We start from the raw sequence: 23,496 nt of genomic DNA, 5'->3' as shown, positions 1-23,496 counted from the left end.
CCTTCTCCCCTTGCGGGAGAAGGGTCAGGGATGAGGGGGAGGAAAAAGAGATTTCGCGGTAAACGTTGGGCTTCGCTACGCTCAGCACCAACCTACACAATCGGTAGGTTGGTGCTGAGCCTGTGAAGCCCAACATACGAGATGCCATTATGCAGCCTGATCAGGACGCGAATCTTTCGATGCAATATTTTTTGCATCTTCTTTTCCACCGTCATCTAAGTCAGAGCCAAGAACAGAATTAATTTTATCGGCCTTATCCGCAACAATCTGATTCGCCTTTTCATCTAGTTTCTTAGCAATAGCAGAGAAACCAGGGATTTTAGAAAGTTTTGTCACAGCATCAGCAAGTTGTGCACTTTTATCAAGCGCATCCATAAGTGGATGGTCTGATTTATCATAATTTGAAATCAATTTCCCTGGGTTTTCTGTATTTACAGATACGATGTTAAAGAGAAGTTTAACCCTGAGTTCCTCAGATATATTTTTATCTTCCAACTCATCAATCTGGTGAGATAACCCTTCAAATGTTTTACTTACAACCCCTTTATGAGTGTATTCTTCAATGAGTCGTTTTGATAATTTGTAACTCTTATTGGCTGTATACGCCATCCATAATACTGGAATATACAATGGCAGTATCGCGCTTAATAAGCTTGGTGTATCTTTAATAATTTCAACCAAATTGTCGCCACTGTGTAGGAATCTATAAGCATTCACAACAAATGGAATCATTGATATTAACACAAGATAGAAGATTGACCGGCCGAATGATTTCTCATGTTTTTTCTGTTCGAGTATCTCTTTATCTATTTTTTCATTATATGCAGATGCAAGACCAGCAGTCATAGCTTGAGGTAACAAGCTTCTTATGTTTTGTAAAACTTCATTATATGAGTCATTACAATTTGATATGTACTGACCATATTTCAGCTCAGCTTCAGACTTCAATTTAGATAGAAATTCACTAGTATTAGACTTATGACTGTCAATGTCAGTTGTCATTTTTGAAAGTTCAGTGCGCAATTCTTTATATGTTTTATTCAACTTATCTACCAACCCTTCTACTCGGGTTTCCTTCTCACTTCCTTCTTCTGTGCTGTCATAGCCAAATATTTCATCATGGACATCATCAATGTCTCTTTTCAAGGTCGCACTTTGTGATAGCAGAGACTTTATTTTCCCATAATTTGACTCACTGTCCTTTCTAAACTCCTGAATAGACTCAACTGTATTCGCAAGCTCATCATGCTCTTGAATCATCTCCTTTATCTTCTCGATTATTTCAGACGACTCATCACAAGCTGTAATTAGCCCTTCATGCTTCGATGTTGCATCTTTAAGTAAGGAGTTAAGGTTTTCATGAATATCAGCTGAATTTAAATCGACATTACTAATACGACTAAATGCTGCTTCCGAATCAATTTTAAATTGTTCAATAATACCCTTCGCTTGTTCAGCTTCTTCCTTGGCCTCTTTAGCTCTATTTCTATATTCAGAAGTTTTCTTAGACGATTGAGTCGCATCTCTAAGTCTTTCAGGTACACTCATTTCTAACTTCTGTAAGTCATCAGCGTTAGCTTTCTTCTTAATTTCTTGTGTTAACTCGGAGAGTTTGCTCCATATATACTCTTTCTCTCTATTAAATTCAGCTTTATCCATATTATTCTCCTCAATCCCCATAAATGAAAATATTTTATTTTTCATAGCTTCACTCATTTAAAGCTTGGATATACCTACCATTTAAAATCACTCCCCCAACCTCTCCGCCAATCCGGAATAACGCTCGGTCTTTTTCCGTACCGCTTGGGCCAGCAGGGCGCGATCGCCGTAGAGATCGAGCCGGGCCTTGGCGCGGGTGATGCCGGTATAGACCAGCTCGCGGGTCAGCAGGGGGCTGGGGCTGTCGGGCAGCACCAGCACGGTATGGGCAAATTCCGAGCCCTGGGATTTGTGGATGGTCATGGCGTAGACAGTCTCGTGGGGCGGCAGCCGGCTGGGCAAAAGCGCCCGCAGGGTGCCATCCGGCTGCTCAAACCAGACCTTCAACCGGCCGCTTTCATCGGGCAGGCAGAGCCCCATATCACCGTTGTAGAGGCCGACGCCGTGATCGTTGCGCACCACCATCACCGGGCGACCGGCATACCAGTCACCATCGCGGGCAATCAGGCCAGCCCGTGACAGGGCCAGTTCCAGCCGCTCGTTTAGCCCCAGCACCCCGAACGGGCCGTCGCGCAGGGCGCAGAGGATCTGGAAGCTGTTGAATGCCTTGAACACGGCGGCGGGCGCTTCCCCCGCACGGGCCGCCTTCAGATAGCTGCCGTAACCGGCCACCCCCTGGGCAATCAGGGCATCGTAGGCCTCCCCCGCCCAGGGGTGCAGGCTGATATCGGCGAATCCTGCGCCCCAGACTGATTCCACCGCCGTGGCATCGCCGCTGTTGCAGGCGCGCGCCAGCTGGCCGATGCCCGAGTGCTGATCAAAGCGCCAGCTCTTGGCCAGCAAACAGAGGCTGTCGCGCACCGGTGCCCCCGCAGGCGAGCCCTGCAAGCGGTAGCCGGTCTGGCGGGAGAGCCAATCTGCCTGCGCCGGGCTGATGCCCTGTTCGATAAAGCTGCAGATATCGCCGAGCACGGCCCCCGCCTCCACCGAGGCGAGCTGATCCTTGTCGCCGAGCAGGATCAGGCGGGCGTGGCTGGGCAGTGCATCGAGCAGGCGCGCCATCATCGGCAGGTCGACCATGGAGGCCTCATCCACTACCAGCAGGTCGAGGTGCAACGGGTTGCCCGCGTGGTGGCGGAACTGGCTGCGCCCCGGGATCACCCCGAGCAGCCGGTGCAGGGTGCCCGCTTCGGTGGGAATGGCTTCGACCCACTCGGGGGGCAGATCAAGAGCCTGCAGGGCAGAGCCGATACTCTCGGTGAGGCGCGCCGCCGCCTTGCCGGTGGGGGCCACCAGCCGGATCGCCGGCGCCTTGCCCGCTTGCAGGCCGGTCTCCACCAGAATCGCGAGCAGTTTGGCAACCGTGGTGGTCTTGCCGGTGCCGGGGCCGCCGGAGATCACCGCAAAGGGGCGCGCCGCCGCAGTGGCCGCTGCCAGCTTCTGGCCGTTGCAGCAGAGCATCTCGGGCACCAGCGCATCCAGCTTGATCAAATCGCTCGCCGCCTGCGCGCTGGCCAGCAGCGCCTCGATGGCGGGCCAATCCACCTCGTTCGGGAACACCAGATCCAGATACTTCTCGATAAAGTGGCGGGCCGAAAAATCGGGGGCGAGGCGTGCCTTGAGCAGCGCCGCAAACACCAACCCATAGTCGCGGGCAAACAGCCGCGACAGGGCGGGAGCAATCTCCGGCCATTCGGCTCGCTCGCTCAAAGTGCGCAGATGGCGGGCCACCCCCAGTTCAAAATCGTGGTAGCGGGTGAGGTAGAGCCGCCCGTGCCACAGCCGCAGCGGCCAGCGCGGGGCGAGCCCCTCATCCTGCTCGGTACCAACCAAGGGACTTGCCGCAAACAGGGCGGGCCAGCGGGCAGGATCCGCCAGATCCAGCAGCAGATCCCGGCTCTGCTGGGGATCCAGCCCGAACGGGCGCAATGATCCGGCAGCGAGCATCTCCAGCGGCAGGCAAACATGACCGCGCCCCAGCTCGAAGCAGGTGAGCGCCGCCCCCAGCACCAGCTCGGGGCTGCCGCCAAGGTCGACCACCAGCCTGGCAAATTGCAGATCCAGCTGGCGGATGCGGCCAGCCAGCGCCAGTGTTTTCAACCGTTCAACCATCATTGAGCTGGTTGCGGTGCTGATCATGGTGCCGCTCATGCCTCTACCTCGTTTAATTCTGCTGATGAAACACCGCCAGAGCGCTCACCGTTTCTAAACAACTCATCCAGCCCCAGCACCAGTTCACGGCTCGGGCGGGTATGGAAAATGCCCCCCTGCGGCATGCCGCGCAGGAACAGATAGAAGACCCCACCAAAGTGCTGCTCGAAGTCGTAGCCCGGCAGGCGCAGGGTGAGCAGCCGGTGCAGCGCCAGCGAGTAGAGCTGGTATTGCAGGTCGTAGCGGTGCTCGACCATAGCCCGCTCCAGCGCCGGACGGCTGTAATCGGCCGGGCTCATGCCGAGGTGATTTGATTTGTAGTCGAGCAGATACCAGCGCCCCTGCCACTCGAACACCAAATCGATAAAGCCCTTGAGCATCCCCTGTACGGTGGCAAAGCTGAGTGGCTTGTTGCCCCGTGACAGCGGGTCGTGCTGCTGGCAGAGCGCGGTCAGCGCCGGTGCCGTCACCCGCCCCATGGGCAGGAAGAACTCCAGCTCCACCTGTTTACGGTCGGCACTCAAGTCCCGCAGCCGCACCTGCTCCCCAAAGCCTGTTTCCAGCGGGGTATCCAGCACCGCCTCCACCTGCTGTTGCAACACGGGCGCCCAGCTCTCGTCGAAGCCGTCCTGAGCCAACAGACTGGCGATATGCTCTGCCAGCGGCTCGCCCGCGGCGCGTTGAAAGTCGATGGTCTCGAACAGGCTGTGCAGCAGGGTGCCGGGGCGCGCCCCTTTCGGGAAGGTGAAGATGGAGGGCTGGGGCGCCTCCTCCGGTTGCTCGGAAGCCAATGCGGCCGCCTCGGTCACCACCTCATCATCGAAGCCGGGATTGGCCAGCACGCCCTTGCTGTGACCGTGGCCCTGCGCCGCCAGCCCGGAGTAGGAGCTGATCCACCAGTCCCGCTCAAGGGAGCCGCTAAAGTGGCGCACCTGCGGCTCGCCCAGCTGCTCCTCCTCTGGCGGCAGCGGGGCCGGACGGGTGAGCGAGGGCTCACCGACGGCCACCCCGGGCAGCGCCTGTGACAGCTCGGTCAGGGCGGTCGCCAACGTCTGCGCATCCCCCTCCTCGCCCTTTTGCAGCAGGTAGCCGATGGCGGTGTGGTGCAGGTCGGTCTTCTCCGACTTGCCCGCTCCCGCCCGCACCGGCGCCAACCCCAGCCAGGTGGCGTAGACGCCCCGGGTCAGCGCCACATAGAGCAGCCGCAAATCTTCGGCAAGGCGCTCCCTGTCCGCTTCGACGAGCGACGAGTCGGCGCCGGTCAGATCGAGAATGGTGCGATTGCCCGCCTCATCCGCCTCGTGATAGAGCGGAGTCTCGGCGGTTCTGTGGCTGCAGATGAACGGCAGGAACACCAGCGGGTACTCCAGCCCCTTGGATTTGTGGATGGTGACGATCTGCACCAGCTTGCGCTCGGATTCGAGGCGCAGTACCTGCTCCGCATCCTGCCCGTTGGGGCGGCTCACCGCCTCCCCCAGCCAGCGCAGCAGGGCATATTCGCCGTCCAGCTCGCTGCTCACCTGTTGCAGCAGCTCGCCGAGATGGAGGAAGTTGGTCAGCCGCCGCTCGCCGTAGGGGCTCGCCAAAAGCGAAGAGGCAAGATTGCGCCGGTGCAGCAGGGCCCGCAGCATCGCCAGCACGCCGCGGCGGTGCCAGATCTTGCGGTACTCCATAAACTCCTGCACTGCGCTCTCCCACGCCCGCTCGTCCGAGGCCAGCCCATCGAGCGCCTTGGCATCGAGATCAAACAGCCCGGTCGCCAGCGCGGCCCGCAGGCTGCGCTCTTCGCTCGGGTTCTGGCAGGCGTGCAAAATCAGCAAAATCTCCCGCGCCTCCACCTGCTCCAGCACGCTCTCGCGGTTCGACAGATAGACAGAGGCGATGGCGAGGCGCGCCAGCTCCTGCTGCACCAGCTTGCCCTCGGCGCCGGTGCGCACCAGCACGGCGATATCCCCGGCCTTCACCGCCTTGTCGCCGATCAGCGCCTTGCCCTCGCGGGCCAGGGTCAGCAGGCGGTGGATCTCGGCGGCGGTGGCGCGGGCCATCTTGCTCTGGTAATCCCCCCGATTGAAGGTGGGTTGGCCGGTCAGCTGCCAGCAGTGGAGCACTGGGGCGGTAGCGCCATCGAGCAGCAGCGCCTTGCTCTTGCCCTGCGCCTCCACCGGCAGGAAGGGGATATCATCCTCGTAGATAAAGGGATCCTTGGCCCGCTCGAACAGGCCGTTGACCGCCCCCACCAGCGCACTGCTGGAGCGCCAGTTGCGTCCGAGGGTGTAGTGGGCGCTCACATTTCGCCGCGCCTGAATGTAGGTAAAGATGTCGGCGCCGCGAAAGCCGTAGATGGCCTGCTTGGGGTCACCGATCATCAACAGCGCCGTGTCTGTGTGGTCGCCGTAAAGCCGATGGAAGATGCGGTACTGCTGGGGGTCGGTATCCTGAAATTCATCGATCATCGCCACCCGGTAGGTGGCGCGAATGCGCTCGCACAGCCGCTCGCCAAGGCTTGAGCCAAGCGCCCCGTCGAGGTCTTTGAGCAGGTCATCGAACGAGAGCTGATGGGCTTGGCGCTTGCTGGCCTGCATCCGGCTGCGCACCACCTTGGCGGCCCGCTGCAGGATGAGATCCCGAATACCGGGGCGGCTCGCCAGCAGCTGGTCGATCTGGCTGAACAGCGGCAGAGTCGGCACTGCGCCCCCCTTCTTGAGGTTCTCCTCCAGCACCGTCTGGCCGAAGCGCTCCAGCTCCTTCGGGATGGCGTAGCCACTGCTCTCGTCCTGTGCCCAGTCGGCTATCTTGGCAAGCCACCCTTCGTAGTTCTTGCCGGTGTAGCGGCTGATCTGGCCGTCGGTCTGGCGGCGGATCTCGTCCGTCTGCGCCAGCCATTCGCTCTTCACCGCCGCGATGCGATTCATGGCTGCCTGATGGCGGGCGGCGAGGGTCTCGTCCCCCAATGCCGGGTAGATCTCCAGCTCGCTGTTGTCGAGCCAGCTGCCCATCTCCCGCAGCAGGGCGGCGGGGCTCGGCCAGAGCGCGCGCACCGCGCTGGCGAGGGCTTTATCCACCGGATAGAACTCGGCGCGCCAGTAGTCGCTTACCGCCTGCAGCCTGAGCTGGCTGTCGTCGGTAAGAAATTCGGTTTCAAAGAGGGCGCCGGATTCGAAGGCGTTCTGTTTCAGCATCCGCTGGCAGAAGCCGTGGATGGTAAAGACCGCCGCCTCATCCATCTGCCGCTCGGCGGCCAGCAGGCGGCGGGCCGCCAGCTCGTGATCCGCCACCTCTGCCAACAGTTGGGCCAGCAGGGTGTCACTGCTATGGCCACGCATAAAGGCGAGCCGCGCCTCGTGAATGCGGCCGCGGATCCGCCCACGCAGCTCGGCGGTGGCCGCTTCGGTAAAGGTCACCACCAGAATTTCGGTCACCGAGAGTGGCCGCTCGTGGGCGCTCGGCTGACCGGCATCGGCGCCCTCTTCGATGAGCGGGCCGTGGCCCAGCAGCAGGCGCAGGTAGAGACCGGCGATGGTGTAGGTCTTGCCGGTACCGGCGGAGGCCTCGATCAGTCGTTCACCATGGAGGGGAAAACGCAGGGTATTGAGCGGGTTAGCCATTATTTCAGCTCCTCCAGGGTCTTGAGCAGCGGAGTCAGGTGTTCGCGGGCCAGCGCCTGCAACTGACCAAGCACCTCGTCATCGAGTTCGGGGAAGCAGCGAGCAACGTAAGGATCTTGCCCCTCCCCATTGATCATCCAGCCGCCGTTGAAACGGGTGAGGGCCGCCTTGTCGGCCGCCTCCGGCTTGTCGGGATCCTTCTCGATCGCCTTGAGCCAATCCCAAGCGGTGTTGGGGAAGAAGGGCAGCGGCCGCTTCATCCCCTGCGCCCAGCACGCCACCAGCGCCGCCAGCTTGGGCCGCGCCTCGTCGGCAGCGAGCTTGGCTAACCGCAGACTCTGTTTGGCATCGAACAGCAGGGTGTCGCCGGGGGCGCCGCTCAATGAGAGGCAGAGGTGCTGGATCCAGCCCAGCAGCAGATCCTTGCCGTTGAAGCTGCCGGGTTTGACCACCAGCAAGCGTCCTTTCTGAGTGTCGATCCACCCTTGCAGCTGGCCCTGAGTGAGGGAGATATCGATCTCCACCGCCTGCTTTTCTGACTCATTGGCAGCAACCCATGGCCGCAGCCGATCCGCCAGCTTGCCCATCTCGGCATCCAGATCGTCCAGCAACAGGCTGCCGAACCACCCTTGCGGCAACAGGCCGGTGAGCTGCAACCGCTCGCGACGCTCGGTGCTATCCCCTTCTGCCAGATGGGCATCGAGAAGCAGATCTTTCAGCTGATAATGTTGCAGGCCATCCAGCTCGAACGGCTCGCTATCCTCGATGTTGGCTTCGTTCAGCTCAAACCACACCTTGAGGCGGCGGTTGAGGAAATATTTGGTGGGCTGGCGATAGAAGCGCAGCAGCTCCGCCAGCTCCAGCCCCTGCTCCTTGCCCCATTCGGGGGGCAGCGGCAGCTCGCCACTCTGGAAGTTGGCCGCGCCACGCACCGGATTGAGGGCGGGCAGCCAATCGGCGGCATAGGTAAAGAGGCGTGAACCCGCCTCCGGGTAGAAGTAGTTGCGGCTGTAGGGGGTGAGCGGGTGCGCCACCATCAGGTGGTTGAGCAGCCGCTTGCCGGAGGTTTCGTCGTCCAGCTCCTCATCCCCCGCCAGCACAAAGCCCTGCCGCACATAGTCGATGAGTTCGGCCAGCAGCACCGACGGCACCTTGTCGCTGTTGTCCTGCGCGCTGAAGCCCTGATAGCTGATATAGAGCCCCTGCTGGGCGCTGAGCAGTGCCTCGAGGAAGAGATAGCGGTCGTCATCACGACGGGAGCGATCCCCGCGCCGCGACGCCACCGCCATCAGATCGAACCCCATGGGAGCCAGGGTGCGCGGGTAGACGCCGTCGTTCATGCCGAGCAGGCAGACCTGCTTGAAGGGGATGGAGCGCATCGGCATCAGGGTACAGAAGTTGACCTGACCGGCGAGGAAGCGCTGGCTGGAGCGGGACTCCCCCAGCACGCTGCCGAGGTAATCCTGCAACAGATCGGCGGTGATGGGCTGATCGAAGCGGGCCTCGCCAAGCCGGGTCTGCCACTCGGCCAGCTGGCTGCGAATGAGCTGGAGCTGACGCTCTTCATCCTCGTCGGCCAGATAGAAGCGCTCCAGCAGCGCCAGCAGGCAGGCGTTCCACTCGGCCAGCGGCTGGGCCTGTTGCAGGCGGGGCAAGAATTCGGCCAGCGAGTCGACAAACCAGGCGAGCTTGCCGAGTGCCAGCCCCTGCTGACCCTCGATATCGGCATAGGGCAGGATGCCCGCCACCGGCTCGCCATCCCCCATGGCAAAGCCGAGCAGCATGCGGCGCAGGCCGAACAGCCAACTGTTGCCGGACATAGGCGGCAGATCGAAACGGACGGGGTAACCGTCATCCAGCCCCCAGCGGATGCCGGTCTCCTGCACCCAGACCCGCAGCTGGTTGAACTCGTCGTCATCCAGCTCGAAGCGGCGCAGCACGGCGGGCACCTCGAGAATGGCGAGCAGCTCGCCAGCCCCGAAGCGGGCATTGGGCAGCCTGAGCAGGGCGAGGAAGCTTTGCAGCAGCGGGCTCTCCTGGCTCGCCGCCCGATCCGAGACCGCAAACGGGATCTGGCCGCGCGCCCCGAACACCGCCTGAATATAGGGGCCGTAGCTGTTCACATCCGGCATCATCACTACCACATCTTTCGGGGTGAGGGACGGGTTCTGCTCGAACAGCGCCAGCAGCCGGTCGTGCAGCACTTCCAGCTCTCGCATCGGGCCGTGGCAGGCGTGGATCTGCAAGGATCCATCCGCCGGATCGATCGGGCTCTTGTGGTGGCTGCTGTCGAGATCGAACTGACCGGCGCCCCGTTCGGCCAGCTCCAGCACATCCTTCTGGATGGCGCGCAGCAGGCTGACATTGCCCCTAGCGTCCACCTCGTCGATATCAACGAAAGCCTCGATTTGCGGCACCTCCAGCTCCATCAGCTGATGCAGGTAATCGCGCCCCAGCTTGCCCATGGAGGCGAGCAGCGGGTTGGCGGGGCCCTGCAGGGTCTCGATATCGGTGCCGGGTTTGAGCTTGTTCTCCAACCGTGCCAAGGTCTTGCGATCCAGCAGATCCCCCCAGTAGTAGCGGCAGGGGTTGGTGACGAACAGGTGCACCTCCACCTCCGGCCGGCTGCCGAGGGCCAGCAGCGCCTCCACATAGCGCGGCGGCAGCGCCGAGATGCCGAACACGAAGACCCGCTGCGGCAGCTTGCCCGGCAGATCGGCGGTGCGCGCCAGCTCGTGGATAAACTCCTCGTAGAGGTTGGCGCGGTGGTAACCACTCGGAGAGAGCGCCAGGGTGCGGGCCACCAGNGGCGGTGCGCGCCAGCTCGTGGATAAACTCCTCGTAGAGGTTGGCGCGGTGGTAACCACTCGGAGAGAGCGCCAGGGTGCGGGCCACCAGCTCGCGCCACAGCTCCGGCTGCCAATCCTGGCCGCTCACCCCGGCCAGCTCCTGACTGCCTGTGCCGATCAGTCCCCCCCCCTCTTCCCAGCGGGCGATCCAGTCCGGCCGGTAGACCAGATACTGGTCAAACAGATCCGCTACCTTCTGGCAGAGCTGCCACAACCGAACTTGCTCGGGATCCCTGGCGGGATCCTCCTCATCTCCACCACCCAGATAGGCGGCGAGCGGGGCAAAGGCGGGCCGCTCCAGCAAGGCGGGCAGAATGGTCATCAGCTGCCAGCTCATGGAGCCCTTGTTGTAGGGACTCTGGCGCGGCACATCCGCCAGCACCCGGGTAAACATCTCCCAGATAAAGCTGGCGGGCAGCGGAAAGTCGATATTGGCGGCGATGCCGAAGGCCTTGGCCAGCTCCAGCTTGAGCCACTGGGCCATGCCCGGACTCTGCACCAGGATCTGCTCCCGATCGAAGGGGTGAGAGAGAGGGGCCTGCCGGATATGGTTGACCAGCAGCTCCTTGAGCAGATCCAGCTGATTGGAGTGGTAGAGGGTAAACATGGACGACTCCCGCCAATTCACAAGAGGGGATGAGCGCCGGAAAAGAGGAGCCATTTCCGTCACTTCACAGGAGTGGGAATTGTCGGGGATCGGGGGGGAAGATGCAAAAGGCTCTTGCGGCCAGTGGCAAGCAAGAGGCGGAATCATGAGGGGTGCCGCAGATTTGGCTCGCCGCCTGATCGATCCGGAAAACGCAGACAGAAAAAAGCCGGTGCAGTTGCACCGGCCAAAAGGCATTGGAAAACTTGACGCTTCAGGGCATTACCAGTTTTTGCCGAGGCGGGCATCCACACTGAAGGCACCCGCACCAGCCGCCGCCAGCGCCAGGAAACCACCGGCGACGGAGACGTTCTTCATAAACATCAGCATCTGCATCTGTTCCGCAGGCTGATAGTGGAAAATAAAGGCGGCCATCAGGGTGAAACCGGCCATCAGCACCGACAGGCTGCGGGTAAAGAGACCCAGCACGATGGCAAGGCCACCACCCAGCTCCAGCAAAATCACCAGCGGCAGGATAAAGCCCGGCACCCCCATCGCTTCCATATAACCCTGGGTCCCGGCATAACCGCCGATCTTGCCCCAGCCAGCGATCACGAACATCAGCGCCAGCAGTACACGACCCGCCAGCAGTGCTACATCTTTCATCTTGTCCATTTCATCTTCCTCGTTTGTGTCACATCACCGCTGACTGCTTCAGGGTAGGTCAAATAACAGGGCTTGAGTGGCACTGGTTGCGACCAACTCCCACCGGTATTCATCACGACTGAGTACCCCGTCGCCGGGTCGGGCAGCCAGACCGTTGGCGGTCAGCTCCCCTGAAATCATCTGCAGGTAACCGTGTCGGCCAGCCAGTGCCCATTCGAGCGTCTCGCCCGGGGCCAGTTCCAGCCGCCATACGCGGGCCTGTTGGCGGATCCGCAGCGATCCATCCTCGCCATCCGGTGACGCCACCAGCGTCATGCCCGGTCTGGACTCGATCTTCTTCTGCTGATAGCCGGGTGGCGTGCCGAACTCGTTCGGCTCGATCCAGATCTGCAACAGGGAGAGAGGATCCGTCTGCGAGGGGTTGTACTCGCTGTGGCGGATCCCGCTGCCTGCGCTCATCAGCTGGAAATCCCCTGCCGGGATCTGCTCGGCATGGCCGAGGCTGTCCTTGTGCTCTATGGTGCCTTGCAGCACGCAAGTGAGGATCTCCATATTGGCGTGAGGGTGGGTGGCGAATCCGCCACCCGGCGCAACCAGATCCTGATTGATCACCCGCAGCACCGAGTGTCCCATCCACTCCGGGTCATAGTAGTGACCGAAGGAGAAACTGTGGCGCGCGTCCAGCCAGCCAAAGTTGGCCTTGCCCCGCGCTTCTGCGGCTCTCAATTGCATCATGGTCTGCTCCTCATCTATCCGGGGTTCGACTTAGCGGGGGTTACCACCACCGATGCCGAACGGAATACGGTATTCGCTGCTCTGGCCAGCCAGGCTGACGGTCAGGTTGCCCTGGGTACGGCTCGGGATCAGCACCTGCTGGGTGCCAGTCAGGTTGGCGTGGACTGATGCCAGCAGATCGCCAGACTCATCCCGCACTTCCAGCATCGGATTGGCTTTGCCATCCATTGCGGCGGTGGCATTCCAGTTCACAAACAGCACGCCGGGCATGGCGTTGAAGTCAGCCGGTACGGAAGCGTTGGCGAAACCTGTGGTCATCAGGCCTGCAACGGCCAGCATCTTGATTACGTTTTTCATGTTCATTCAATCTCTTGTTTTATATGTCATTGCCAAGGCCTTTTCGGCCAGAATCAATGCATCCATGCAAGAGGTTATTCAAATAGTGTGTTGTTCTTTCACCGACATCAGACAGACCGATTGGGTGTGTCACAGTGCGGAACTTCCCGCATATTTGGCCGCTCGACGTTCCTGCCTAAGCGTTGATTGAATATTAAAGACACTTGGCCTAACTTGTTAGCGAGATAAACTGGCAAACATGTTCAAAAAAATTGAAGGTATTAAATGACCAAGGAATCGAACAAGGAACGGGCGCTGACCCTGGAGGCAATCCGGGTGCTGGACGCCATCGACCGCCGTGGCAGCTTCGCGGCAGCGGCCGACGAGCTGGGCAAGGTGCCCTCGGCATTGAGCTATACGGTGCAGAAGCTGGAAGACGAACTGGATGCCATGCTGTTTGACCGCAGCGGCCATCGCACCAAGTTCACTCCGGCGGGACGCATGTTGCTGGAACGCGGCCGGGTGCTGCTGGAGGCAGCCGAGCATCTGGTGGGCGAGACCCGGGCGCTGGCCCGTGGCTGGGAGACCGACATCACCATCGCCGTCGATGCGCTGGTCCCGGTGCAGGCCCTCTACCCCTTGGTGGAGAAGCTGGCCGAGCAGACCGATACCCGACTGCGGCTGCGGGCTGAGGTGCTGGCGGGCAGTTGGGAGTGTCTGGAAGATGGCCGCGCCGACCTGCTTATCTCCTCGATCAACCCCGATATCATGATGACCGGCATCAAGCATCAGGTGCTCAAGGAAGAGGTAATGCTCTACGTCGCCCATCCGGATCACCCACTGCATCAGGAGCCGGAGCCGCTGGCAGACGAAACCCTGCGTCGCTACCGCGCCATCGCGGTAGCCGATTCGGCGCTGCGCAAACCGGTGCTCACCTATCGCCTGCTGGACAAGCAGCCGCGCCTCACCGTCAGCACCATGGCGGAAAAACGCGACGCCCTGCTGGCAGGGATCGGCGTCGGCACCATGCCGCAAAGCTGGATTGAGGAGGACATCCGGGCCGGACGGCTCAAGGTGATCAGCCCCGAATATCGTCATCAGTTGCAGGTGGTGCTGGCCTGGCGGCGGGACACCATGGGCAAGGCCAAGAGCTGGCTGGTGCGGGAGATCCCAAAACTGTTTGCGGCCGGTGAAAAATGAGATCCAGTTAACAGAAATGTTAATTGTGCGCCTCGCTTGACACCCAATATCTTTGCTGATTTCATAGCCGCCTCATTGACCCCATGGAAGCTGTAGAAAATGAAAAAGACTTTGCTGGTAGCCCTCACCACCCTGCCCCTGTTTGCCAATGCTGGCCTGATGGACTCGCTGACCGACAGCGTCACCAGCAGCGTAAAAGATGCGGCCAATACCGCCGTATCCGGTGCTGTGGACAGCGCATCCAACGAAGCCATCAAACAGGCACTGGATATCAAGGAAGGCGGCTCCAACAAGCAGGCTATCAAAGAGAAGCTGGGCGCACCGGCCTCCACCAAGACCGAGTCTGGCCTGGAAGTGTGGACCTATGATCTGGATGCCCTGAACAAGGCCTCTCCGCTGCTGGCAGAAACCACCAAGACCCTGCTGAAAGATACCGACGCCGCCAAGAAGAACGTCGTTATCAAGTTCGAAGGCGAAACCGTCAAGAAAGTAGACCTGACCGACAAGGCTCAGGGCTAAGTTCGCTCGTCCGGTGGACCAGGGCGACACGCCCGCACCGGCACAGATAGCAAGAGGGGGAGCATCAGGCTCCCCCTCTTTCATTATCGGTTTGTTACACCTTGAAGCGATGCACCAGTGCCACCAGCTGGCGATTGGACTCCAGCAAGGTGGCCGAACTCTGTTCGGTATTCTGCCCGTTATCCACCAGCAGATTGACCATGTCACGGATAGTGACCATGTTGCGGTTGATCTCTTCGGTCACCCGGCTCTGCTCCTCTGCCGCAGTCGCAATCTGGGTGCCCAGATCGTTGATCTGCACCACGGCATCCGCCATCTTGTCGAGCCCGCCGGTCACCTGCTCGGTATTCTCGGTCGCCGCCTGACAGCTCTGCTTGGTGTGCTCCATGGCCACCACGGCTTCGGCCACCCCCTGCGTCAACCGGGAGAGCATGCTCCCCACCTCGGCGGTGCTATTCTGGGTTCTCGCCGCCAACGCTCGCACCTCATCGGCCACCACGGCAAAACCACGCCCCTGCTCACCGGCCCGTGCCGCCTCGATGGCCGCGTTAAGTGCCAACAGGTTGGTCTGGGCGGCAATATCGCCGATCACGCTGAGCACACTGCTGATCTTGCGGGCATCTTCCTGCATCCCCAATACCTTGGTCGCGGCAAGATCGACTTCATCGATCAGCGCAGCCACACTGGCAGAGGCCTGACCCACCACCTTGCGGGACTGAATCGCCTGACCATTGGCTGACTCGGTAAAGCTGGCAGAATCGCTCGCGTGGTGCGCCACGCTGTCGGCAGTGGAGCTGAGCTCGGTCAGGGCTGTCACTATCTGATCGGTCTCGGCGGCATGCTCACCGAGAATGCGTCTGGCCTGTCCCGTCTGCTGATCCAGCTGGGACAATTCACGGGTAATCAGCTCGGTGGTCTCGGTCACCTGCAACATCATCTGCTGCAGATAGGCGATAAAGCGGTTCACCGATTGGGCGATATGGTCCAGCTCATCGTGCCCCTTGACCCTGATCCGGGCAGTCAGGTCAGCATCTCCGGCCGAGAGCGCATCGATGTTCTGCTTGAGGGTGTCGAGTCGACTGCCCAGCTGCTTGATGGCCATCAACATCAGTGCAAACAGCAGCACCACCAGCGGTAGCTGGATCGCTGCCAGCGTCTTGAGCACCTCCTGACTGTCGTGGGTCAGGGTGCTGGTCGGCAGCGCCGCAGCCAACAACCAGGGGGTTCCTTCGATGGGTTGCATCAGCAATGTCTGCTCTTCACCCAGATCCTGAAAAGTGGTCCGCTGCAACGCGGCGCCATTACCCGGCCCCAGCAGGCTGGCGATGGCGCTGGCAAAGGGATAGTCCCCGTGAGATGAGAGGTTGCCCAGCACCACATCCCCGCTCAAACGACCATTCTTGCTGAGGATCTTGCCGTCGGCCTCGACGATCATCACCTGACCACCGATCTCCTGCTCTTTTTTGGCGACCAGATCATTGAAGAAACCCAGCGTCACATCGATGGTCGACACCCCGTAGAGGGAACCGTCACGATAGATCCCCATGGCGCAGTTGGTTCGTGGCTGTTGGCTGGCACCATCCTTGTAAGCCGCCGCCCAGACACACATGCCTTTCGCCGCCTGCTGCCCGGCTCTGTGCCAGGGCTGCTCGAAATAGTTGGGCGCCTCGGCCGAGTTCCAGTAGGTGTTGGGGATCAGCTTGTTGGCACCATCCCGATGAAAGAAGGTACTGAACTTGATGCGACCGGCTTCCCGCTGATCCGGCATAGGCCAGATGCCGCCACCAAACACCATGGCATTGCCATATTGATCGATCAGAGCTGGGAGAACGGCATCGATTTGTTCGCTCGGCAGCTGGGCAACCAGCTGGGTGATACTGCGTGACTGGCTCTGCACCCCGTTGAGCTGATCGCGAATGTCGGTCGCAATCTCGCTGACTCGCAGCACCAGATTCTGCTCACCCGCCCGTTGCAGCTCGGGTTTGACCCATAACTGGATACCGATAACGGTCAGCACACAGACCGCCACCATGAATCCCAGAAAAACGGCGGTATATCGCCCCTTGATTGTCCCCAGATCCCAACCCATACCCTCTCCTGTTGACGGCCACTGCTAACTGCAGCTTGTTATAAGAGCGGGCATTATCTTGCAATTCGCTCATGGCGCGTTTGCCATCGCTCACATAAGCGACAGCAAGATAACGATTCGAGCAAAAATGGATCGATGGGATCACAAAAAGGGCGGCCTCGGCCACCCTTCGGTTTGTCACTGTCATGTGCAACAGCAGACGCTGTTACTGGTTCGCTTCGGCGAACTGCTTCATCGCTTCGGCGTGCTTGGTCATGCCGGCGGCACGCTCGTTGAGGTTCTTGATGAACTCCGCCTTCTTGGCCGGATCTTCAATGCGGTCATAACGTTGCTGCAGGTTGGCCTGGATCTGCTCCGGGGTCATGTTCTGCAGACGGGCCATCTTGTCGTGGCGGCCACCGTGGTGTTTGCCACCCATCATGCCACCGCCATCCATCGGGCAGTCCACCATGGCACCGGGCTGGCCGGTGGGGGCAGCTTCACTGGCGGCATAGGCGCCCAACGGCAGGCCAAGGATCAGGGTGGCGGTCAGCAGGGTTTTGGTCAGCTTTTTCATGGTCTATCTCCTGTAGGGATGATTCTGGTTCGGCGCTCTTGCCTTGCCCTCAAGTAAACACCCGTCCAGTGTCTGAACTTTGCCAGCATCGCCCTTTTTTGTAGCAGAGTGTGGCATCGTGCGGATCTGGCACACTTTGACACAAACCGCCGGGCGGATTTTCGTATACTCGTGCCAACGCCAAGCAGGGGGAGGTATTCATGAACCAGGGCAACACCCACATTCTGGTGGTCGATGACCACAGCGAGATCCGCGATCTCTTGAAACGCTTTCTGGAACAGCACGGCCTGCGGGTCAGCTGCGCCCGAGATGGCAAGGAGATGAAGCGACTGCTGGAGGAGCGGGAGTTCGACCTGCTGGTGCTGGATCTGATGATGCCGGGTGAAGATGGCCTGACCCTCTGCCGCGAACTGCGGGTCAAATCGAACCTGCCCATCATCATGCTGACCGCCATGGGGGAAGAGACCGACCGCATCATCGGGCTGGAGATGGGGGCCGATGACTATCTGGCCAAGCCTTTCAACCCGCGCGAGCTGCTGGCGCGCATCAAGGCAGTGATGCGCCGCACCCAGGCCGAGACCCAGCCCGCCGCCGAGACCCTGACCCGGGATCTGCGCTTCGATCGCTGGCTGCTCGACGTCAATCGTCGGGAGCTGGTCGATGAGGATGGGGTGGGCTTAAGCCTCTCCACCGCCGAGTTCGATCTGCTCAAGGTGTTTCTCGAACGCCCGCAGCGGGTGCTGAGCCGGGATCAACTGCTGGATCTGGCCCGTGGCCGCGAGGCGGTAGCCTTCGATCGCGCCATCGATACCCTGGTGAGCCGCCTGCGCCGCAAGCTGGAGCGGGATCCCAAGAATCCGGAGCTGATCAAGACCATCTGGGGTGGCGGCTATATGTTCTCCGCCGACGTGGCGCAGGTTTAAGCAGTGGGCACCTTGCGACGACTGTGGGCACGGATGTGGCCCAAGGGGCTGACCGGCCAGATCATTCTGGTGGCGCTGGCAGGGTTGATCCTGATCCAGCTGCTCAGCATCCAGATCTACCGCACGGATCGGGAAGAGGCGCTCGGCTTCGTCAACAGCCGCAACGCCATGCAGCGGATCATCTCGGTGGTCAGGCTGCTCTCCCTCTCCCCCCCGTCCCTCTATGACGAGATCCTCAAGGCGAGCCGCAGCGAGACCCTGCTGCTGCGCCTCTCCGACGAGCCGCTGCAACCGGACAACCGCAGCCCCCGCTTCGAGCAACTGGTGCGCTCGCGCCTCAACTATCCCCCCGGCCTCACCGTCGAGATCAGCGCCGAGCTGAAAGAGGATACCCAGCGCAGCAAGGCGTGGGAACATCACGCCCGCATGATGCGGGATCGCAAGGGGCCGCCCCCGCCACGGGATATGCGGCTCTATGGCTCCATCGAACTGCCGCAGGGGGGCTGGCTGCAGTTCAGCTCGCTGGTCGACAAGGAGGCGGGCAGCTGGTCGTGGCAGACCACCCTCAACCTGATGCTGGTCGCCAGTCTGGTGATCGGGCTGATGGTGCTGCTGTTTCGCCGTGCCACCCGCCCGCTACAGCAGCTGGCAGGCAACGCCGAGCGGCTGGGTCGCGGCGAGGATATCGAACCGCTACAGGAGGTGGGGCCGACCGAGATCCGTGAGTCGATTCAGGCCTTTAACCGGATGCACACCCGGCTAGACCGCTTCGTGCAGGACAGAACCCGAATGCTGGCGGCCATCTCCCACGATCTGCGCACCCCCATCACCAGCCTGCGGCTGCGCACCGAGTTTCTGGCCGATGGCGAGGACAAGGAGCGGATCCAGCAGACCCTGCAACAGATGGAGCAGATGCTGGCGGCGACCCTCAGCTTTGCTCGCGAGGAGGGGCAGCAGGAGGCCACCCGCGAGCTGGATCTGGTCAGCCTGCTGGTCAGCCTGTGCGATGACTATGCCGATACCGGCCAGCCGGTCACCTGTCTGGCGGAGGGTAAAGAGGTCTACGCCTGCCGAGCCAACACCCTGCGCCGGGTGTTGCAGAACCTGATCGGCAACGCCATCAAATATGCCGGCAGCGCCGAAGTGTCGCTGGAACGCTGCAAGGAAGAGCTGTTGATCCGGGTCTGCGACAACGGGCCGGGGATCGATCCGGCGCGGCTGGAGGATGTGTTCAAACCCTTCGTGCGGCTGGACGAGGCGCGCAACACCGAGTCGGGCAGCGTGGGGCTGGGGCTCTCCATCGCTCGCACTCTGGTCCATCAACACGGCGGCGAGCTCACCCTGCTCAATCGACCACAAGGGGGACTGGAAGCGCGGATCAGCCTGCCGCTGTAAGTAGTCACTCTATCCGCCAGCCTTGTCATGGCGCCTTTTTCATCATGCAAACTTCATCATTTGAACGCTTGTTCTTCGATGAGAAAGGCGGTGATAATCGGTGACCACGGGACGGTATACGGCAACGGATTGGAGCAAGGATGGCCTCTTCCAGGACAGGAGTCATAGTCAGTATCGGATGGGGGCTCCTGCTGCTCGCTCTTGCCCTGCCTGCCTGGGCCAAAGCCCCGGAAGAGCCGATCATCATTACCAACTCCAAAGCCTGGCAGCCCTTCTCCTATATCAATGAGTCGGGCCAGCCGGATGGCTTGCTGATCGATTTGTGGCGTGAATATGCCCGGGTGACCGGCCAGAAGATCGAGTTCAGGCTGGTCGACTGGCAGGGCTCCCTCGACTTGCTCCATGAGGGGAAGGCGGACGTTCACGCCGGACTGCTCTGGTCACCGGAGCGGGACAAGCTGTTCGACTATGGTCAGCCCCTCGCCCAGCTAGACTCCCAGCTCTTCTTCTCGAGCGAACTGCGCGGCACCGATGTCCACTACTACCTGCTCCATGAAACGGTCGGAGTGGTAGCCGGTGGCTACGAAGAGTATTACGCCAGACGCTACTTCCCCGGCACCAGACTGCAGACCTTCGATGACAATGACACCCTGCTGGCGGCGGCCTTTCGGGGCGACATAAAAGCCTTTATCGCCGATCTGCAGGTCGCCAACTTCTACATCTATACCTCGGAAGATCCCACCCGCTTTATTCCGGTTCGCCACCTCTATACCGACCAGATCCGCTTTGCGGTGAAAAAGGGCGACCTTGCCCTGTTAAACCGGCTGGAAGAGGGATTCGCCAAGCTCAAAGAGAGCGATCGGGAGCGGATCATCCGCAAGTGGATGCATGTCGAGACTGTCTATCCCATCCACCTCGGTCCCTGGCTACTGCTGGCCGCGGGACTCATCATGGTGGCCTATATCGTGCAACTGCGCCGGGCCGTCGCCAGCCGCACCGCCGAGCTGAGCCGCGCCAATGCCAGACTGGAGAAACAAGCCAGTACCGACCCCCTTACCGGCCTGCTCAATCGACGGGCATTTATGCCCGCCATGAAGCAACGACTGGCAAGCGGGGATCCCTGTGCCCTGCTGCTGTTCGATGTGGATCACTTCAAGGAGACCAATGACCGCTTTGGTCATGGCATCGGGGATCTGTTGCTGGAAAAGCTGGCCACCACGGTGAGCAACCTGTTGCCCGAAGAGGCCCTGCTGGCCCGCATCGGCGGCGAAGAGTTTTGCCTGCTGCTACCGCTGGCCACATTGGCAGAGACAGAGCAATGGGCCAAGCGCATCTGCCTGGAGAGCAACCGGCAAACCCTGCACACCAGCAGCGGCGAGGTGACCCTCTCCATCAGTACCGGGGCCGTCTGGGTAGACGCAAAGAGAGAGGCTGATGCCGACCAGCTACTGCGACAGGCTGACGCCCTCATGTATCAGGCCAAGGGACTGGGGCGAAATACCTGGCAAGCTGCCCCCTATCAGGCATAACCCCTGACGGACGCGCAATAAAAACGGCCGCCATCCGAAGAGGGCGGCCGCATGACAGGCTCCCTATCAGAAGTTGTAGGTCACACCCAGGTTGTAGCGGCGACCGTCCAGCACAGTGCCATAGCTGCTGTAATCCACCGTCTTGTCGAACAGGTTGTAGACGCCAGCGGTCAGATCCAGATGCTTGTTGGCCTTGTAGACCAGACCCATGTCAAAGAAGGTGTAGGACGGGGTTCCCTCCGCCATCTTGACCCGGCTCAGGTACTCGGAAGTCTCGCCACGGAAGTTGACCCGTGACCAGAGGCTGAGATCCTCGGTGGTCTGCCAGTCTACGCTGCCGTTGAACATGTGGCGGGGCATCTGGTTGAGGGCATGACCTGCCAGCGGGCCACTCTTCTGCTCGGACTGGGTAAAGGTGTAGCTGGAGCTGACCGACCAATCCTCGTTGATGGCCCAATCCATCATCCCCTCGACCCCGCGCATGTTCGCCTTGTCGACGTTGACCCGGTCACTGATGAAGTCATAGCTGTGGCCATTGAGCGTACAGGCAGGCTGCTGCTTGTCAGTACAGCGACGCACTTCGGAGATCTTGTTCTTGAAGTCGGTGTTGAACAGGGTTACCCCGGCGTTGAAGCCCTGATGACCGTTCCACAGCAGGCCGATCTCTTCACTCACGCTGGTCTCGGGTTTGAGATCCGGGTTGCCGACCAGCATGCCATCCAGGCTGCCACCACCGGTGACCTGACCCCAGTTGGCCGCAGACATCCGCAAGTCAGGGGAGCGATAACCGGTCGAGACGCCCCCTTTCAGGGTCCAGCTCTGATCCAGATGCCAGACGCCATAGAGGCGCGGGCTCCAGTGAGTGCCGTAGTTCTGATCCCGATCCATGCGTGCGCCACCGGTCAGGGCAAAGCTGTCGGTGAGTGACCACTCATCCTCGACAAACATCGCCCAGCTCCAGCGGGTCAGCTGCTCGGCAGGGTTGGCCACTTTCAGGGTATTACCCTGATCGTGCAGATCCTCATAGCGATACTGACCACCGACACTCAGGTAGTGATCCCCCAGAATGAACTGGGTATGGGTATCGGCGATGGTGTTGGTGAGCTCCATCTTGCGGCCGGGGTTGGTATTGGTCTCCTGCTGCAGATAGCTGCTGGACGAGCCGAACTCATACTGGCCATCATGGGTCAGCGCATAGTTGGTGCGCTCGTAGCGGTTAAGACTATCTTTCGCCTTGGCATCCAGTGAATTGCTGGCCGTGCGATCCCGATCCTGCAGACTGCGACTCGCTTCCAGATCGAAGCGGTTATGGTCGTCAGGCTTGAAGCTGAGCACCGCCGTGCCACTGCGGGTCTCCTGCTCGGCAAAGCCCTGGGTAAATTTGTCTTCACCACGATGCGCCAGCTGACCATTGAAACGCAGCCCCAATACACCATCGATCAATGAACCTGCGGTATAGGCATCGGTCTGGAAGCTGTTGCCGGCATCCTTGTTCTCCTGGAAGGTCGAATCAGCGTGAACCGACCCCTGCCAGGCCAGACCGGTGGTCTTGCGGGTAATCACGTTAATCACACCACCCATGGCATCGGAACCATAACGGGATGACATGGGGCCGCGCACGACCTCAATCCGCTCGATCGCCTGCAATGGCGGCAACCAGCCCTGCTCGATCCCCGGGCCATCGCTATTGGGGCGAGTGCCACGGCTATCCACCTTCTTGCCATCAACCAGCATCAGGGTGTATTTCGAACCCATACCACGAATGCTGATATCGCTGCTGCTGCCACCGCCAGTCACCACCACACCGGGCACATCCTTCAGGGCATCGGTCACATCGCGATATGCGCGCTTCTCCAGCTGCTCACGGGTAATCACAGATATGGAGGCTGCTGAGTCTTCAATCTTCTGCTGGAAGCCGGAAGCGGTGACGACCATCACCTCTTGTTCGGCAGCATGGGCTTGGGTCGCAAGAAGGGAGCAGATCAGCAAGGCAAGCTTGCTCGGTTTCACTGTTGTCATGTTTTGGCCTGAACGTTTTTAGTAGGAAAGTGGCGTATTCCCTTACTTCACTCGTTACAACGCCCTGGCATCCGGCCAGGAGCAGCATTAGCAAAGGCTCATTTGAAAAGCACTTTATTAATCGGTTCGCATTGTAACGACCCCGCCAAGATCATTCAAACAATAATCATTATCATTTAATTGGTGTGCGATTTCTCCTGCGGAACAGCCCCATATAACTGGCATCTCTTGATAAGAGACTGTTTTAACGTAATAAATCCATAACCAACATGGGGATTACACAAACAAGCGGGAGCGATGACGTACCGTTACCAGATTGTCTGATTTAATCATCAAGATCTATCAGCTTGCTGTGAAACAATATGGTCAACATGGGATGTGCTGCGATACAGAGGTGAAAACCGTGGCAAGAACGCCAACAGGGGAAGGTATTGCCATCGTGGCGGGATGCGTCAGCTCAAAAACAGGCTCAAAACACCAAAGCCCGGTCGTGTGGCCGGGCTCTGGTGTTGGTTCTGGAGTGCAAATCTATGGGTCTTATGGGCAAAACTACCCATAGCAAAAAGGCCTTCCCATTCGGGAAGGCCTTTCAAATTAATGGCGGAGCGGACGGGACTCGAACCCGCGACCCCCGGCGTGACAGGCCGGTATTCTAACCGACTGAACTACCGCTCCGCTG

14 protein-coding genes, 1 tRNA gene and 1 pseudogene are annotated in these 23,496 nt (G+C 60.2%); 5 read left to right on the top strand and 11 right to left on the bottom strand.

All coding sequences use genetic code 11. From position 1 onward, the window contains the following. Positions 1–147: 147 nt before the first annotated feature. The 7 genes and pseudogenes from BSP75_RS00420 to BSP75_RS00390 all read right to left on the bottom strand — a co-directional run bounded on the left by BSP75_RS00420 (position 148) and on the right by BSP75_RS00390 (position 12,614). Positions 148–1,704 (bottom strand): hypothetical protein, encoded by a 1,557-nt coding sequence (locus BSP75_RS00420; RefSeq protein ID WP_075111840.1) that lies wholly within the window; start codon positions 1,702–1,704, stop codon positions 148–150. Between the two features lie 42 nt (positions 1,705–1,746). Further along, positions 1,747–3,810, bottom strand: a complete 2,064-nt coding sequence (gene recD / locus BSP75_RS00415) for an exodeoxyribonuclease V subunit alpha (protein ID WP_075111839.1) — start codon at positions 3,808–3,810, stop codon at positions 1,747–1,749. After that, entirely contained in the window at positions 3,807–7,415 is a 3,609-nt protein-coding gene (recB, locus tag BSP75_RS00410; RefSeq protein ID WP_075111838.1) for an exodeoxyribonuclease V subunit beta, read from the bottom strand. The genes recD and recB overlap by 4 nt, the downstream gene beginning before the upstream one ends. Continuing rightward, positions 7,415–10,871, bottom strand: a pseudogene (gene recC / locus BSP75_RS00405) (exodeoxyribonuclease V subunit gamma). The gene recB and the pseudogene recC overlap by 1 nt, the downstream one beginning before the upstream one ends. 261 nt (positions 10,872–11,132) lie before the next feature. Then, positions 11,133–11,525, bottom strand: coding sequence for a DoxX family protein (locus tag BSP75_RS00400; protein ID WP_075111837.1), 393 nt, complete (start codon positions 11,523–11,525; stop codon positions 11,133–11,135). Positions 11,526–11,564: 39 nt separating this feature from the next. Beyond that, on the bottom strand, positions 11,565–12,251 hold the full coding sequence (locus tag BSP75_RS00395) for a pirin family protein (protein ID WP_058053590.1): 687 nt from the start codon (positions 12,249–12,251) through the stop codon (positions 11,565–11,567). Between the two features lie 30 nt (positions 12,252–12,281). Further along, on the bottom strand, positions 12,282–12,614 hold the full coding sequence (locus tag BSP75_RS00390) for a hypothetical protein (RefSeq protein WP_075111836.1): 333 nt from the start codon (positions 12,612–12,614) through the stop codon (positions 12,282–12,284). A 258-nt stretch (positions 12,615–12,872) separates the two neighbouring features. Between BSP75_RS00390 and BSP75_RS00385 the strand changes: the two genes are divergently transcribed. Both BSP75_RS00385 and BSP75_RS00380 read left to right on the top strand, forming a co-directional pair. Further along, the gene (locus BSP75_RS00385; RefSeq protein ID WP_075111835.1) at positions 12,873–13,787 is read left to right on the top strand and encodes a LysR family transcriptional regulator; all 915 of its coding nucleotides are present in this window, start codon (positions 12,873–12,875) and stop codon (positions 13,785–13,787) included. A 99-nt stretch (positions 13,788–13,886) separates the two neighbouring features. After that, positions 13,887–14,306, top strand: a complete 420-nt coding sequence (locus tag BSP75_RS00380) for a hypothetical protein (RefSeq protein ID WP_042657016.1) — start codon at positions 13,887–13,889, stop codon at positions 14,304–14,306. Between the two features lie 94 nt (positions 14,307–14,400). Here the strand turns inward: BSP75_RS00380 and BSP75_RS00375 are convergent, their stop codons facing one another. Further along, a complete protein-coding gene (locus tag BSP75_RS00375; RefSeq protein ID WP_075111834.1) occupies positions 14,401–16,395 on the bottom strand; it encodes a methyl-accepting chemotaxis protein in 1,995 nt (664 codons plus the stop codon). Positions 16,396–16,600: 205 nt separating this feature from the next. Further along, positions 16,601–16,951 carry a hypothetical protein gene (locus BSP75_RS00370; protein ID WP_042657018.1) on the bottom strand — a complete coding sequence of 117 codons (351 nt, stop codon included), beginning with the start codon at positions 16,949–16,951 and terminating at the stop codon, positions 16,601–16,603. A 200-nt stretch (positions 16,952–17,151) separates the two neighbouring features. Here BSP75_RS00370 and BSP75_RS00365 point away from each other — a divergent pair, with 200 nt between their 5' ends. The 3 genes from BSP75_RS00365 (at position 17,152) to BSP75_RS00355 (ending at position 20,798) form a co-directional block, all read left to right on the top strand. Further along, complete coding sequence (locus BSP75_RS00365; RefSeq protein ID WP_075111833.1) at positions 17,152–17,874, top strand: response regulator; 723 nt, start codon at positions 17,152–17,154, stop codon at positions 17,872–17,874. A gap of 33 nt (positions 17,875–17,907) precedes the next feature. Continuing rightward, complete coding sequence (locus BSP75_RS00360) at positions 17,908–19,269, top strand: ATP-binding protein (protein ID WP_042059747.1); 1,362 nt, start codon at positions 17,908–17,910, stop codon at positions 19,267–19,269. A 140-nt stretch (positions 19,270–19,409) separates the two neighbouring features. Next, complete coding sequence (locus tag BSP75_RS00355; protein WP_075111832.1) at positions 19,410–20,798, top strand: sensor domain-containing diguanylate cyclase; 1,389 nt, start codon at positions 19,410–19,412, stop codon at positions 20,796–20,798. Positions 20,799–20,864: 66 nt separating this feature from the next. On the opposite strand, the gene BSP75_RS00350 is transcribed toward BSP75_RS00355, so the two are convergent. Both BSP75_RS00350 and BSP75_RS00345 read right to left on the bottom strand, forming a co-directional pair. Continuing rightward, a complete protein-coding gene (locus BSP75_RS00350; RefSeq protein WP_075111831.1) occupies positions 20,865–22,817 on the bottom strand; it encodes a ligand-gated channel protein in 1,953 nt (650 codons plus the stop codon). A gap of 598 nt (positions 22,818–23,415) precedes the next feature. Next, positions 23,416–23,492 (bottom strand) — tRNA-Asp (locus tag BSP75_RS00345). Positions 23,493–23,496: the final 4 nt, after the last annotated feature.

This window comes from Aeromonas sp. YN13HZO-058, from assembly GCF_001921245.1.
In the GTDB taxonomy this organism is placed as follows: domain Bacteria; phylum Pseudomonadota; class Gammaproteobacteria; order Enterobacterales; family Aeromonadaceae; genus Aeromonas; species Aeromonas allosaccharophila.
Note: the sequence above shows the minus strand (reverse complement) of the source record. Positions and strands in the feature narration are given on the sequence as shown.